The following is a 13807-nucleotide window of genomic DNA, read 5'->3' on the forward strand; positions in this document are numbered from 1 at the left end:
CGAAAATGATCGAGAGCCCGGCCTCACGAGACGTGAAACCGGGCTCTGACGTGCCGTGACAGATGCCGACCTCGCCGATCAGCTCGAGCGCCACTCGCTTCGACTCAGCCGCAGCGGGCTTCGTCGGGCTCGGAGAGCTGGTGTCCCCCCGTCATGGCCTACCTCGCCGACCTCGACGAGGACGAGGCCGGCGCCGAGTACGGAGCAACCGAACTCCGGTGCTACCCGGTGATCGACAAGGAGGGCGCCGCGCCTACGTTCAAGCGCGGCTACGGACCCGCTCTGGACGTTCGTCGACCACGGACCGGCCGGCACCGGGGAACCGCTGTCGGTGCTGCTGCGCCCCGGCAACGCCGGCAGCAACACCGCCGCCGACCACATCATCGTGCTGCGCGAGGCCCTGCACCAGCTCCCCGGACACCGCACCGGCACCCGGCCCGGACGCAAGATCCTGATCCGCCCCGACTCCTCCGACGCCACCCACGACCTGCTGGACTGGATCACCGGCCAGCGGTTGTCCTACTCGGTCGGATTCACCCTGCCCGACACCGCCGTCACGCTGATCGACACGCTCCCCGAGCAGGCCTGGCAGACCGCCAACAACGCCGACGGCGAACCCCGCGACGGCGCCGCGGTCGTCGAACTCACCGGACTGCTCGACCTCACGCGCTGGCCAGAGGGCATGCGGGTGATCGTGCGCCGCGAAAGACCGCACCCCGGCGCACAGCTGCGCCCAACCGACGCCGACGGCAACCGACTCACCGCCATCGCCACCAACACCCGCCCGGGCGGGACCCGGCCGCCAACTCGCCGACCTCGAACTCCGCCACCGGCGCCGCGTTCGGGCCGAGGACCGGATCCGCATCGCCAAGGACACCGGGCTGCGCAACCTGCCCCTGCACGACCTGCCCGGAACCAGATCTGGTGCGCCCTCGTCGCGCTCGCCTGCGAGATCGCCACCTGGGCCCAGACGCTCGCCTTCGCCGATCACACGGCCCGCCGGTGGGAACCCAAGCGGCTACGGCTGCGGATCTTTTCCGTCCCCGGTCGACTGGTGCGCTGCTCGCGCGACCGTGTTGCACCTGCCCGAACACGCGCCCTGGGCATCGCTCCTGATCAACGGGCCACACCCACCTGCGCACTCTGCCAGCGCCCGGTTGAACACCCCCCGACCGCCCCGACGAGGCCCGCTCGGACCGGATGGTGGAACCGGCGCCCACCCCGAGCGACCCCGGGGCGAACTGTCATACCCTGGGCCAGAATCAGCCCCCGAGCATCGGCACCGACCGATGACGATCACCCGCGACCGACCGGCGAAAGATCCGGCTAGGGCAAAGGTCGTCTGTCAATAGTCTTCATGAGGGTGCCAACCGCGCTTCGAAGCTCAAGGGAATTCCATAGAATGCGAAGAACGTACCCGAAGTGTTGACGTCGTGGCATATCGCTAATCTCAGAGATGAACTCTTCACTGTATCGATCACGGCAATGCGCGGGCAGCAATGCGGCCGCTGCAGCAAGCATGCGCCGGGACAATCCGCCGGGCGGTGTGCACGCTCCGTCCGTCGCCAACTGGCGATCCAATCCCGCGACAAGGGCGGCGAGAAATCGACCAGCAGCAGCAGCGGAGAGGTCGAGATCAACGTACACCGGACGAAGGTAGCGTCGGGCATAATCGAGATATTGCGCAAAGACCGCCGCCGGCCTTCTTGACCGAGCTGGGCCGCTCGCTGCGATTTCGAGAGCCGCGGCACGCAGGCGGAGCAGGCAGCCATCAATCTGATCGATGCGCGCCACCGACTGATCGAGCGAGCGCTCGAGGGCCCCAACGACACTACGATCAAATCCAGGGCTTTTGCCAATTGCCCGTGACCAACCGACGGTAACAGCCCACTTTTGAGCACTCCTGGAGGATTCGATGAACTCGGCGGTTGTCAGGGCTACTTGCCGAAGATCACCATCGAGTGCGGGCAGTTCGCCAGGGCAGTGAATACGACTGAGCTGGAAATCAAAAACCTTGGCTTCGGCCACCGCGGAATCTAGTCGCAGAGCGAGGGCCTGCGCCTCGCGCCTCACAGCGCACCATCCGCAAACCCCGGCCGTAGGCTCCAGCGAGTGTTCCGCGTCTCAACTCCGTGCAACGCAGCACGAGCGAGTTCGATACCGTCAGACGTGAGGCGATAGTAGCGGCGTCGCGGGCGACCCTCCAAGCGTGGGTCAATGTCCTCCCAGCGGCTTTCCAGCCATCCAACGCCCTCGAGCCTGGCAAGAATCGGATGAATTGTTCCAGACGGAAGTTTGGATTCGGCGCAGATCTCCAGCCCGTACTTTTCCTCGGCCGGAGCGGCCAGTAGCACGGCCAACACCCGCTGTGTCGGGAGGGTCATCCGGGGACTGCCGGGCATGGTCCTACTCTACCAAGCCCCTACGTAGAACTCAATGGACGAGCTCACAGCAGGTCCAGGGCCCGCTGGAGCAAGATCGCGAGGCTGACCGCACCCCCGAAGGCGACCGCTCCGGTCGCGACAGCCGTTGGAATGGTCGAATCCGACGCCACAGCAAGGATGCCGGCCACAAGTCCGACGATCACTCCGACGAGCAGAGCCAGGAGGACGAGCAAGATCCGGACGATCTTGGAATTGGCACGTCGCGTCGATCCCCCTCGGGGTGCCCGCCGCGATGCTGGGCTCGTTGCCATGCTTGTACTCTACCAAGGCCCTAGGTTGAGTACAAGTCGTCACCACCCTTCAACTCTCTGTAGCTGGTTCCCCGACGGCGCTTGGACGTTCTAACCCGGGGCTTTCGCGGGTGATGCCGTCGGAGGGCGTGTTGAACGGCTGAAAGGTGCTCCTGAGCATCGGGGATGCGGGTTGTCGAGGCCCTTATCCGTGCGAGGTCAGGAGCACCTTCCAGGTGAGCAAGCGTGGTGGGTTCAATCCGTGTCCGGCCGCGGACACGGGGGGTCGAAGATCGTGTCGCAGGCCGGTGGGCTGTTGTTGACCGATAGACGGTTCGGGCGGTCAGGCGTGGAGCGGTCGTTGTCGAGGGCGCAGACGCGGTGGCGGCGCCCGACCGCGGTGCACGATCCGGCGAAGGTCGTGCTGGACCTGGTGGGTCGCGCTAGCGCTGGGCGGGGACTGTCTGGCCGAGATCGCGCTGCTGCGCGCCGAACCCGGCGTCTACGGGCCGGTCGCCTCGGACCCGACAGTGTCGCGGGTGATCGACCGCCTCGCCCAGGACGCGTCAGCGGCGCTGGCCGCGATCGATGCGGCCCGTGCTGCCGCCCGCGGGCGAGCCTGGGACCTGGCTGGCGAACACGCGCCTGACCACGGCATCGACGTCGGTGCCCCGCTGGTCATCGACATCGACGCCACCCTCGTGACGGCACAGCGACAAGGAGGGCGCCGCGCCGACGTTCAAGCGCGGCTATGGCCACCATCCGCTGTGGGCGTTTGTCGACCCGGGGCCGTCGGCACCGGGGAGCCGCTGTCGGTGCTGCTGCGGCCCGGGAACGCCGGCAGCAGAACAGCCGCCGACCACATCACCGCGCTGCGCGAGGCGCTACGCCAATTGCCCGGGCACCGATCCGGTACCCGGCCCGGCCGGAAGATCCTCATCCGGGCCGACTCCGCTGGTGGCACGCACGAGCTGCTGGACTGGATCGTCGGGCAGCGGTTGTCGTACTCGGTCGGGTTCACCTGCCCGACACGATCCTCGACGAGCTCGCGAAGGTTCCGGAGCGGGCGTGGCAGCCGGCCTATGACGCCGACGGCGAACCCCGCCCGGGAGCATGGGCGCTGGAGGTGACCGGGCTGCTCAACCTCACCGGGTGGCCGTGCGGGATGCGGGTGATCGTGCGCCGGGAACGCCCGCACCCGGGTGCGCAGCTACGGCTGGCCGACGCCGACGGGCACCGGCTGACCGCGTTCGCCACCAACACTCCGCCCGGCGGGCCCGGCCGCCAACTCTTGCCGATCTGGAACTGCGCCACCGCCGTCGAGCTCGCGCCGAGAACCGGATCCGGGTCGCGAAGGACACCGGACTGACCAACCTGCCCCTGCACGACCTGGACCAGAACCGCATCTGGTGCGCCATCGTCGCGCTGGCCTACGCGGTCACCGCCTGGGCGCAACTGCTCGCCCTGACCGCGCTTCCCGCCCGCCGCTGGGAACCCAAACGACTACGGCTGCGGATCTTCTCCATCGCCGGCAGACTCGCCCGCTCCGCCCGCTCCACAGTGCTGCACCAGTCCCGTCACGCTGGACCGCGCTCCTGCTGCAAGCGATCACGACCCTGCGCGCCCTGACCGCGCCCGGCTGACCCCATCCCTCGCCCGCGCCGACAGCGCCACCGCCCGGCACATGGAACCGGCGCGACCGAGCGACATCGGGCGAACTGTCGTGCCCGGGAGGCAGAATCACGACGCGAAGGCCGACCACCGGTCATGATCGCCGCCGGGCCGGACCCGAAAGATCTGTGAGTGTCGCTGCGGTGGTCCTGGGTGGAGGACCAGCAGGCTCGGTGCCGGTATCCCCGCGTGACTCGCGAAAGATCTGGCCGTCGCTGCGGCGCGCCCTGGCCCGAGCTCGGGGCGTCCCCGATGCTGATCCAGAGGCCATGGCGTCGGACGCGAGCAAGCCTCGTGGATCAGACCGTGGATCATGATCACAAACGGCCCGCAGAAACGATCTAGCCCTGACCGTTCGGGCGGGTCAGGGCTAGTATCGATCTTGTGCGCCCGAAGGGATTCGAACCCCTAACCTTCTGATCCGTAGTCAGATGCTCTATCCGTTGAGCTACGGGCGCGTGCTGTTCAGTTGTACCTCATGCCGCGACCGACCCGGGAGTCGGCCACGCCACCGCGGAGGCTCCGGGATTTGAACCCGGGATGGGGGGTGACCCCAAACCGCATTAGCAGTGCGGCGCCATAGACCAGACTAGGCGAAGCCTCCCGGGGCCTCTCGGCCTCCAGCGGACACCAGAGTACATGGGCCCGCCGAGGGGGTTCACGACCCCCCGGCAGCGAGGGCGAGGAAGGGGCCGAGGGCGTCCGGGTTCTGGAGGGCGCCGCGGCTCACGGCCCGCTCCGGCGGCGTGCCGGCGAGGATCTTCTTGACCGGCACCTCGCACTTCTTGCCGTTCAGCGTGCGGGGTATCGCCTCGACCACCACGAACCGGTCCGGGACGTGGCGGGGCGACAGCTCGGTCCGGAGGGCGCGGCGCAGGGCGGGTTCCACCTCGTCGAGCGTCACCCCCTCGGCGAGGACGAGGAAGCAGAGCAGCGCCCCCTCGTCGTGGGCGCCGAGCTCGGTGGTGTCGATCACCAACGAGTCGAGCACCTGCTCGAAGCCCTCGACCACGGCGTAAAAGTCGGCCGTGCCCATCCGCACGCCGCCGCGGTTGAGCGTCGAGTCGCTGCGCCCGTAGATGACGAACGAGCCGCGCGGCGTCCGGCGGACCCAGTCGCCGTGGCGCCACACGCCCGGGAACTCGTCGAAGTACGCCTCGCGAAGCCGGGTGCCGTCCGGGTCGTTCCAGAACATCACCGGCATGGACGGCATCGGCCGGGTGATCACGAGCTCGCCCACCTCGTCGACGAGCTCCTCACCCTTCTCGTCGTAGGCGGCGACGGCGGCGCCGAGCGATGCGCAGCTGATCTCGCCGAGCCACACCGGCACGTTCGGCGCCGAGCCCACGAACGCGGCGCACACGTCCGTGCCGCCGGACACCGAGCAGATCTGCACGTGCTCGCCCACCGCGGCGCCGACCCAGCGGAACCCCTCCACGGACAGCGGGGCGCCCGTGGAGCCGAGCGCGCGCAGCTCGCCGAGGTCGAACTGGTCCCGGGGACGCAGCCCGGCCTTGAGGCTCGCCTGGATGAACGGGGCGGACGTGCCGAAGTAGGTCACCCGGTGCCGCTCGGCGAGCCGCCACAGCGCGCCGAGGTCGGGGTAGCCGGGGTTGCCGTCGAAGAGGATCACCGTCGATTCGACGAGAAGGCAGCCGATGAGGAGGTTCCACATCATCCAGCCGGTGGTGGTGAACCAGAAGAACCGCTCGCGCGGCCCGAGTTCCATCTGCAGCCCGAGCGATTTGAGGTGCTCCAGCACGATGCCGCCGTGGCCGTGCACGATGCCCTTCGGCAGGCCGGTCGTGCCGGACGAGTAGAGCACCCACAGGGGGTGGTCGAACGGCACCGCCTCGAAGGCGAGCTCGCCGGGGGTGCCGGTGAAGTCGGCCCACGAGACGGCGCCGTCGAGGGTGGCGGCCTCGTCCAGGTACGGCACCAGCACGGTGGCGGCGAGGGTGGGCAGCTTCTCCCGCAGCTGCTGCACGGTGCCCCGGACGTCGAACCGCTTGCCGCCGTAGACGTAGCCGTCGACGGCGAGCAGGACCGTGGGCTCGATCTGGGAGAACCGGTCGTGCACGGCCCGGGCGCCGAAGTCCGGGGAGCAGGACGACCAGATCGCCCCGAGGCTGGCCGCGGCGAGGAAGGTGACGAGGGTCTCGACGCTGTTGGGCGCCAGCGCGACGACCCGGTCGCTCCGGCCGACACCGGCGCGCACGAGCCCGGCGCGCGCCCGGCCGACGAGCTCGCGCAGCTCCCCGCGGGTCACCTCCCGCTCCAGACCGTCCTCCCGGACGAAGACGACCGCGAGATCGGTGTCGGCGCCGCGGGCGAGGGCGTGCTCGGCGTAGTTCAGCGTGGCGCCCGGGAACCATTCGGCGCCCGGCATCTCGGTGCGGCCGAGCACGGCGCGCGGCTGGTCGTGGAACCGGACGCCGAGGAACTCGGCGGCCGCCGACCAGAAGCCCTCGAGGTCGGACACCGACCACCCGTGGAGCGCGGCGTAGTCGGGCGCGTCCACCCCTCGGTGCTCGCGGATCCACTCGGTGAACTCGGCCAGGCGGCCGTGGTGCTCAGGGTCGGGGGTCCACAGAACCTCAGGCGTGTCGGGGGCCTCGGCGCCGCTCATACGCGCAGCATGCAACCCCGGGTCCCGCCCGCGCCAGAGGCGGGCGGGGTGTCGCCTGCCTCAGCGCAGGTGGGAGTCGAACCAGTTGAGGGTGCGCTGCCAGGCGTCGGCGGCCACGTCCGGATCGTTGTCGAAGCGGTGACCCCGCCGCGGGTAGACGACCACGTCCGTGGCGACCTGGGACGACGCCGCCGCGTCCCGCAGCCTGCTCACCTCGGGGTCGGGCCCGCCCCCGTTCACCTCGCCGTAGATGCCGAGCCAGGGGCAGGTCAGGCCGGGGGCGGCGTCGACGAGCGCGGGCAACCCGGTGGCCGGGGTCGCCGCCACCCGCTCACCGGCCACGGTGACGGCCGCCCCGAGCGTGCGTTTGGCGGCCACGAGCAGCGCCACGGAACCGCCGAGGTCGAAGCCGATCACCCCCATCCGGTCGGGGGTGACGCCGTGTTCGGCCAGCCAGCCGAACGCGGTGTCGGTGTCGGCCATCACCTGCTCGCCCTCGAGCCGGTCGACCTGCTGCTGCACCTCCTCGTCGGCGCCGTCGAGCTCATCGGCGCCGTCGCGGTGGTAGAGATGGGGTGCGACGGCGAGCCAGCCGTCCGCGGCGAGGCCGTGCACGATGCCGCGTACCGAGTCGGTGACACCCCGCGCCTCGTGCAGCACCACGATCCCCCCGCGGATCGCGCTGACCGGTTCTGCGACGGTGAGTCGCAGCGCACTGCCGTCGACCAGAGGGACGGTCTCGGTGCGGATCTCGGTCATGGAACCAGGGTGTCACGGCTGGGTGAAGTCGGCGGCCTCGGGCACGGTTACGGTGACGTTCATGACGCAGATCCGCCCGGACCTCGACACCCTGCCGGCCTATGTGCCCGGGAAGACCATCGCGGGTGCGATCAAGCTGGCGAGCAACGAGGTGGCGCTGCCGCCCACCCCCAAGGTGCTGGCTGCGATCGCGGAGGCGGCGACGAGCGGCAACCGCTACCCCGACCTGGCCGTCACCGGCCTGACCGCGCGGCTCGCCGAGGCTCGGGGCGTCGCCGCGGAGCGGATCGCCGTGGGCTGCGGATCCGTGAGCCTGTGCCAGCAGCTGGTGCAGGCCACCTGCCGCGAGCCGGAGGACGAGGTCGTGTTCGCCTGGCGCTCGTTCGAGGCGTACCCGATCGTCACGCAGATCGGCGGGGCCACGATCCGGACCGTCCCGATCGATGCGGAGTTCCGGCACGACGTCGACGCGATGGCCGCCGCGGTCGGGCCGCGCACCCGGCTCGTTTTCGTGTGCAGCCCGAACAACCCGACGGGCACGGTGGTCACGCGCGCGGAGCTGGAGCGCCTGCTCGCCGCCGTCCCGCAGGACGTGCTGGTGGTGTTGGACGAGGCGTACCACGAGTACGTCACCGATCCGGACGCCGTGGACGGGATGGACCTGATCGACACCCACCCCAACCTCGTCGTGCTCCGCACGTTCTCCAAGGCCTACCGACTGGCCGCGTTGCGCGTCGGGTACGCGATCGGCTCGCCGGAGGTGGCGACGGCGCTGCGCAAGGTCTGCTCGCCGTTCAGCGTGAGCACGCTGGCCCAGGCCGCGGCCGTCGCCGCCCTCGACGACGAGGAGGCGCTGCTCGCGAGCTGTGCCGCCGTGATCGAGGAGCGGGTGCGGGTGCGGGACGCGCTGCTCGACGCCGCCTTCACGGTGCCGCCCACGCAGTCGAACTTCGTGTGGCTCGCCCTCGGCGAGCGCACGGCCCCGTTCGCGGCGCACTGCCTCGACCACAAGGTCGTCGTGCGCCCGTTCCACCCCGACGGCGTGCGCGTGACGGTGTCCACGCCGGAGGAGAACGACGCGTTCCTGGCGGCAGCCCGCGCGTTCGAGGGTTAGGAAGGACAGCGGCCCGGCCACGAGCGGGTCGGGACCGGGCCGGCGGCGGACCGGGTCAGCGCGTGACGCCGCGCCTGCTGTAGATGCCTGCGACGACGGTGACGCCGATCGCGGCCACCACGATCTGCATGATCAGCTCGATCCAGTCGATCCCACCGGTGTCGGCCACCCCGAACAGCCCGGCGATCCACGTGCCGATGAAAGCAGCCACGATCCCGACCAGGATGGTCAGCCAGATCGGGATGTTCTGCTTCCCCGGCGCAACGAGGCGGCCGACGAAACCGATGATGGCGCCGATGATGATGGCGGTGATGATCCCCGTGACAGTCATCCGAGCTCCCGACTCTCGTCCGGGCCGCAGCCGCGCGGCCTCGTGTACGCATTGGGTAGCACGCTGTGACCAGCGTCGCACGACGCAGACGCAGATGCCACCCGGACGGGCCGCGTTCGATAACGGTTCCGACGTCGGTCAGGCCTCGAGGACGTAACCCTCCCCACGCACCGTGCGGATGCGCTCCGCGCCTATCTTGCGCCGGAGGTAGGAGATGTAGACCTGCACGAGGTTCGGCGACGCCGGCTCCGACCACACCTCACGGGCCAGCCGGTGCGGAGGCACCACCTCGCCCGGCTCGGCGATCAGGGCCATGAGCAACGCGTACTCGGTGGGCGACAGCGACACCGACTGGCCGTCGACGCTCACGTCGCCGAACTCCGTGTCCACCACGAGCTCGCCGTGGCGCAGCACGGTGTTCTCGACGGCGGGACCGAGCCGCAGGCGCAGCCGGATCCGGGCGGCCAGCTCGTCGACGGCGAACGGGCGCACGAGGAAGTCGTCGCGGTCGCCACGCAGGAGCCCGAGCAGGCCGAGCCTGCGTTCGCGCGGCGTGACGGCGATGACGGGCACGTTCGGCGCCTCGTTCTGCACCGCGGCCAGCACGGCCGCCTGGTCCGGGCCCGGCAGCTCGACGTCGAGCACGACGAGGGCCGGGTCCCGCGTGCGGACGGCGTCGAGCACGCCGATGCCGTCGCTCACCGGGCTGACCGAGACGCCTTCGGAGCGAAGGCTGCGCAGCACGGAGGCCGACGCCGCGGTCGGGGGCAGCGCCAGCAGGACGTGGTTGTTGGTCAGGGGCATCGTGTTCGGGGGCACGGACACACGCGCCGACGCTGCGGTCGACGTGTACGAGGACGCACCCCCCGGGGGAGCAGCGGGGAGCATCGCCTGACACCTTTGCGCAGTGAGCGGCTCGTAACAATCGGCTAACGGAGCGACATCACCCCCACAAGAACCACTCTCCCGCGAGAGCTGAGAGCGTTGCTACTCCGAAAGGAGTACGTGTCACGCGCGGCGTCCCCGATCGGGTGCGTTCCGGCGCGCACAACCTACCCCTGGGCGCGCACGAGCAACCCGGACTCTCAGGTTTCCGATCACGAGCCGTCACCGTCCCTATGGTTCGGCCCCATGCGAAGGACAACCTCCGCAGTGGGCGGTCGCTCGGGTTCTGCCACTGAGCTGATCGGACGGGTCACTGCCGAACGCGGCAGTGACGACGTCGCGGGCACGGGCTGGCACCGGCTCCCGCCCGGTCACGCGGAGGCCGTCGTCACCAGGGACGCGGACCGGACGAACTCGATGACCCGGCGGCTCGCGCCGCTCGCGGTCGGGGCCGTCGTGATGCTGGTGGCCACCCTGGTCGCCACGCTCGCACAGCCCCCCGAGGATCCCTCGCTTGCCGCGCAGGAGCTGAGCAACACGGTCACCCGGACCGATCCCGCCCAGGCACCGCCTCCCCCTCCGGAGCCGACGCCCGAGCCGACCGCCGAGCCGCAGGCCGCCGCCGAGACGACCGAGCCGACCCAGCCGCTGGCGACGCGCAAGCCCGAGACCGCGGAACGCAAGTCGACCGGCGGCGGGCAGGCCGCGGCGGCACCCCGCAAGAGCGAGGGCCGTTCGGCAGCCGCCGCCAAGGGCTGGACGCGTGCGGGCGGTGACGAGTTCAACGGCGGGCTGAGCCCGCTGTGGAGCCCCTACGACAGCGAGGGGCACGCCGGCAACGGCCGCCGCACGCCGGACGCGGTCAGCGTCGAGAACGGCATGCTCGTGATCCGCGGCGACTCCGAGGGCAACACCGGCGGCATGTCCTGGAAGGAGGACCAGCGTTTCGGACGCTGGGAGATGCGCGCCCGGTTCCCCAAGGGCGACGACCAGTACCACCCGGTGCTGATCCTCTGGCGCGAGAGCGGTGGCAAGGAGAACGGCGAGATCGACTTCGCCGAGACGACGAGCGCGTCGCCCGATGTCTCGTTCTTCCTGCACTACGGCAGCGAGCAGGAGTACGCGAAGAAGACGCTCGACATCACGCAGTGGCACAACTACGCGGTCGAGTGGGTGGACGGCCGGGTCACCGGCTACATCGACGGCGAGAAGTGGTTCGAGAGCACCGACGAGAAGACGCTGCCGCCGGGCAAGATGCACGCCACGATCCAGCTGGACTACTTCCCCGAGGGCGGTTCGCCCAAGCCCACCGAGATGCACGTCGACTACATGCGGATCTACCGCTGAGGCTTCCGGCCGATCTGCCCCACACCCCGTCCCGCCCGGCGCTCCCCACCGGGCGGGACGGGTCGTTTCACGGGGTGAGCAGTCGCGCGAGGCGTGCGTCGGACTCGCGCAGGGCGTCCAGGTCGAACGTCGAGGTGGAGGCGAGCAGCTCGTCGGCGTCTGTGCGGTGGAACAGCTCGCCGAGCTCGGCGGCGACGGTGGTCTCGTCCCCGTGCACGGTGCGACCCACGGCGTCCTCCACGACGGCCCGTTGCCGGTCGGACAGCACGCGGTCCGGGTCGACGGGCTCCAGCGCCGGGAACTGACCGGTGGTGCGGGCCGCGGCCAGCGCCCACGCCTCGGGGAGCGCGAGCTCGCGTGCCGCGGAGACCGAGTCGGCGATCAGGACGTCCAGCGAGACCACGACGTAGGGCCGCCTGCCCGCCGTCCGGACGCGCGCCCGGTAGTCGTCGAGGGCCGTACCGACGTCCGCGCTGTCCAGCACGGGCCCACCGAGCACGACCGGCAGTCCCGCGTCACCCGCGACCGCGAGCCCCCGGCCGGTGGCCAGCACGAACACCGGAACCGGGCGTTCGAGCCGCGGCCGGGCCGTGACCGGGCCACGGCCCTCGAGGTAGGAGCGCAGCTCGTCGAGATCGGCGGCGAACGTGTCCGGCGCGTCGGTGGCACGGCGCAGTGCCGCGCGCACCGGCGCGGTGAAGCCCAGCGAGCGGCCGACCCCCAGATCGATCCGGCCCGGGAACAGGGCGTCCAGCATCGCGAACTGCTCGGCGACGACCAGCGGCTGGTGGTTGGGCAGCATCACGCCGCCGGACCCGACCCGGATGCGGTCCGTGCGGGCGGCGACGGCCGCCATCAGCACCGGCGGGCTCCCGCTCGCGATCCCGGGGACGGCGTGGTGCTCGGCCACCCAGAACCGGTGGTACCCGAGCCGCTCGGCGCGCTCCGCCCGCTCGACGGTGTGGCGGAGCGCTGCGGCGTCCGGCTCGCCGGCGCGCGTGCGCGAGCGGTCCAGCAACGAGAGCCTGACCTGCGGATCCATCGTCTGGCCCAACACGCCCGGCCGGGCGGCCATTCCGCGAGCAGACGCCTGACTCGCCGTGTCGGAACACGGGACTCACCGTGTCAGAACGTCGGACTCGCCGCGTCGGAACGCGGGACTCACCGTGTCAGAACGCGCGACTCGCAGTGCCAGAACGCGCGACTCACCGTGTCAGAACGCGGAACTCACCGTGCTCGGACGTCGGACTCGCGCAACTCGGGCGAGTCCGACGTTCCCGCACGGCGAGTCCGACGTTTCCGCACGGCGAGTCCGACGTTTCCGCACGGCGAGTCCGACGTTCCCGCACGGCGAGTCCGACGTTCCCGCACGGCGAGTCCGACATTCCGGCACGGCGAGTCCGACGTCTCGACGCGGCGGCGGGCGCGCGCGTGGGTCAGTGGCGGCGCTTCGTGTGCGGGCGGCCGCCGCGGGTCCGGCGGGCGAGGTCGCCGCGCGGGCCGACGTGGGTGGGTTCGCCCTTCTCGGCCTTCGCGCGGCGGGCGGCCCGGTTCAGCGGACCGGGCTCCTCGTCCGGCTCGGCGGCGGGTTCCGGCTCTGCGGCGGTGGCCGGCTCGGGCTGCTCTGGGCCGGACGGGACTGACTGGGACACGGAGAACCTCCGAGAGGGCGGTGGTCGAGGGGCGGGCGGGACTCAGAGGATCACCGGCACAGCCTAGTGCCCCGCCGGGGTGAAGGGCCGGTGTTTCTGCGCGCCCGGGACCGTCCTCGCAGCGTCCGCTGGGTCTGTGACGCACACGGCCAGCGCGCGGATCCCGTTCAGAGGCCGCCTCGCGGGTAGCGGATCAACAGGGAGGCCTCGACGTCCACGTCGCCGAGGGCGGCGTAGGTGTGCGGCACGTCGGCCGCCCACTCGACGTGCTCCCCCGGGCCGGCCCGCAGCGCAGCGTCGACCGGGCCGGTCTCGAGCAGGCCGGCGAACACCGTGGCGTGCTCGGTGACGCCCGCGTGGTGGGCGGGTGAGCGCTGCGCGAGCCCGGCCGGGATGCGCATGTGGCACAGCTCGTACGTCACCGGGCCGTCGTCGAAGACGCGGAGCACCTGGATCTGCACCGCGGCGCCGCGGAGGGTCGTGGGTGAGGTGAGCAGGCTGGTCAGCGGCATGTCGAGGGCGGCGGCCACGGCTTGCAGGGTGTCGAGGGTGGGGTTGCGGGTGCCGGCCTCCAGCCCGGACAGCGTCGCCTTGCCCACAGCCGCCCGGCGGGCGAGCTCGGACAACGACATCCCGCGGCGTTCGCGCAGCTCCCGGACCCGGCGCCCGACGTCGGCCGCGCCCTCGGTGAGGGCGGGCCGCGCAATGCCCTCGCTCGCGGCTGTCACATGGGCTATCGTCCCAT

Annotated in this window: 15 protein-coding genes, 2 tRNA genes and 1 pseudogene; 6 read left to right on the forward strand and 12 right to left on the reverse strand. The window is 71.0% G+C overall.

Going from position 1 to position 13807, the window contains the following annotated elements; genetic code table 11:
* Positions 1 to 39: 39 nt before the first annotated feature.
* A pseudogene (locus FHX44_RS15885) lies at positions 40 to 1161 on the forward strand (IS1380 family transposase); the annotation flags it as partial.
* A 165-nt stretch (positions 1162 to 1326) separates the two neighbouring features.
* Here FHX44_RS15885 and FHX44_RS15890 read toward each other — a convergent pair.
* Genes FHX44_RS15890 through FHX44_RS42175 form a run of 3 tightly spaced genes read right to left on the reverse strand, consistent with a single transcriptional unit; the run spans position 1327 to position 2617 of the window.
* Positions 1327 to 2028 carry a hypothetical protein gene (locus FHX44_RS15890; protein WP_147256511.1) on the reverse strand — a complete coding sequence of 234 codons (702 nt, stop codon included), beginning with the start codon at positions 2026 to 2028 and terminating at the stop codon, positions 1327 to 1329.
* Positions 2029 to 2069: 41 nt separating this feature from the next.
* Positions 2070 to 2402, reverse strand: a complete 333-nt coding sequence (locus FHX44_RS15895; protein WP_342792623.1) for a PadR family transcriptional regulator — start codon at positions 2400 to 2402, stop codon at positions 2070 to 2072.
* Positions 2403 to 2446: 44 nt separating this feature from the next.
* A complete protein-coding gene (locus tag FHX44_RS42175) occupies positions 2447 to 2617 on the reverse strand; it encodes a hypothetical protein (protein WP_170308929.1) in 171 nt (56 codons plus the stop codon).
* Positions 2618 to 3156: 539 nt separating this feature from the next.
* Between FHX44_RS42175 and FHX44_RS43260 the strand changes: the two genes are divergently transcribed.
* Genes FHX44_RS43260 through FHX44_RS43270 form a run of 3 tightly spaced genes read left to right on the forward strand, consistent with a single transcriptional unit; the run spans position 3157 to position 4303 of the window.
* Positions 3157 to 3804 (forward strand): transposase, encoded by a 648-nt coding sequence (locus FHX44_RS43260; RefSeq protein ID WP_246170954.1) that lies wholly within the window; start codon positions 3157 to 3159, stop codon positions 3802 to 3804.
* Positions 3801 to 4043, forward strand: a complete 243-nt coding sequence (locus tag FHX44_RS43265; protein ID WP_246171064.1) for a hypothetical protein — start codon at positions 3801 to 3803, stop codon at positions 4041 to 4043. Before FHX44_RS43260 ends, FHX44_RS43265 begins: the two co-directional genes overlap by 4 nt.
* Positions 4016 to 4303 carry a transposase gene (locus FHX44_RS43270; protein WP_246170955.1) on the forward strand — a complete coding sequence of 96 codons (288 nt, stop codon included), beginning with the start codon at positions 4016 to 4018 and terminating at the stop codon, positions 4301 to 4303. The genes FHX44_RS43265 and FHX44_RS43270 overlap by 28 nt, the downstream gene beginning before the upstream one ends.
* A 427-nt stretch (positions 4304 to 4730) precedes the next feature.
* Here FHX44_RS43270 and FHX44_RS15905 read toward each other — a convergent pair.
* From FHX44_RS15905 to FHX44_RS15920, 4 genes are all read right to left on the reverse strand, one after another.
* A tRNA-Arg gene (locus FHX44_RS15905) sits at positions 4731 to 4803 on the reverse strand.
* A gap of 56 nt (positions 4804 to 4859) precedes the next feature.
* Positions 4860 to 4949: transfer RNA gene (locus FHX44_RS15910), tRNA-Ser, on the reverse strand.
* 54 nt (positions 4950 to 5003) lie between these two features.
* Positions 5004 to 6974: an acetoacetate--CoA ligase gene (locus FHX44_RS15915; protein ID WP_147256512.1), complete on the reverse strand. Its 1971-nt coding sequence runs from the start codon at positions 6972 to 6974 to the stop codon at positions 5004 to 5006.
* A gap of 60 nt (positions 6975 to 7034) precedes the next feature.
* Positions 7035 to 7733, reverse strand: coding sequence for a dienelactone hydrolase family protein (locus tag FHX44_RS15920; protein ID WP_147256513.1), 699 nt, complete (start codon positions 7731 to 7733; stop codon positions 7035 to 7037).
* Positions 7734 to 7794: 61 nt separating this feature from the next.
* Here FHX44_RS15920 and hisC point away from each other — a divergent pair, with 61 nt between their 5' ends.
* Positions 7795 to 8847, forward strand: coding sequence for a histidinol-phosphate transaminase (gene hisC / locus FHX44_RS15925; RefSeq protein WP_147256514.1), 1053 nt, complete (start codon positions 7795 to 7797; stop codon positions 8845 to 8847).
* Positions 8848 to 8902: 55 nt separating this feature from the next.
* Here hisC and FHX44_RS15930 read toward each other — a convergent pair whose 3' ends face one another.
* Positions 8903 to 9178, reverse strand: coding sequence for a GlsB/YeaQ/YmgE family stress response membrane protein (locus FHX44_RS15930; RefSeq protein ID WP_147256515.1), 276 nt, complete (start codon positions 9176 to 9178; stop codon positions 8903 to 8905).
* A gap of 138 nt (positions 9179 to 9316) precedes the next feature.
* The gene (locus tag FHX44_RS15935; RefSeq protein WP_246170401.1) at positions 9317 to 10003 is read right to left on the reverse strand and encodes a response regulator transcription factor; all 687 of its coding nucleotides are present in this window, start codon (positions 10001 to 10003) and stop codon (positions 9317 to 9319) included.
* Between the two features lie 306 nt (positions 10004 to 10309).
* On the opposite strand from FHX44_RS15935, the gene FHX44_RS15940 reads away from it, so the two are divergent.
* Positions 10310 to 11410 (forward strand): glycoside hydrolase family 16 protein, encoded by a 1101-nt coding sequence (locus FHX44_RS15940; RefSeq protein WP_147256517.1) that lies wholly within the window; start codon positions 10310 to 10312, stop codon positions 11408 to 11410.
* A gap of 67 nt (positions 11411 to 11477) precedes the next feature.
* Here the strand turns inward: FHX44_RS15940 and FHX44_RS15945 are convergent, their stop codons facing one another.
* The 3 genes from FHX44_RS15945 to FHX44_RS15955 form a co-directional block, all read right to left on the reverse strand.
* The gene (locus FHX44_RS15945) at positions 11478 to 12485 is read right to left on the reverse strand and encodes an MsnO8 family LLM class oxidoreductase (protein ID WP_246170402.1); all 1008 of its coding nucleotides are present in this window, start codon (positions 12483 to 12485) and stop codon (positions 11478 to 11480) included.
* A 361-nt stretch (positions 12486 to 12846) separates the two neighbouring features.
* The gene (locus tag FHX44_RS15950; protein WP_147256518.1) at positions 12847 to 13062 is read right to left on the reverse strand and encodes a hypothetical protein; all 216 of its coding nucleotides are present in this window, start codon (positions 13060 to 13062) and stop codon (positions 12847 to 12849) included.
* A 167-nt stretch (positions 13063 to 13229) separates the two neighbouring features.
* Positions 13230 to 13790, reverse strand: coding sequence for an XRE family transcriptional regulator (locus FHX44_RS15955; protein ID WP_212612505.1), 561 nt, complete (start codon positions 13788 to 13790; stop codon positions 13230 to 13232).
* Between the last annotated feature and the right edge of the window lie 17 nt (positions 13791 to 13807).

It is taken from the genome of Pseudonocardia hierapolitana (assembly GCF_007994075.1).
Classification (GTDB): domain Bacteria; phylum Actinomycetota; class Actinomycetes; order Mycobacteriales; family Pseudonocardiaceae; genus Pseudonocardia; species Pseudonocardia hierapolitana.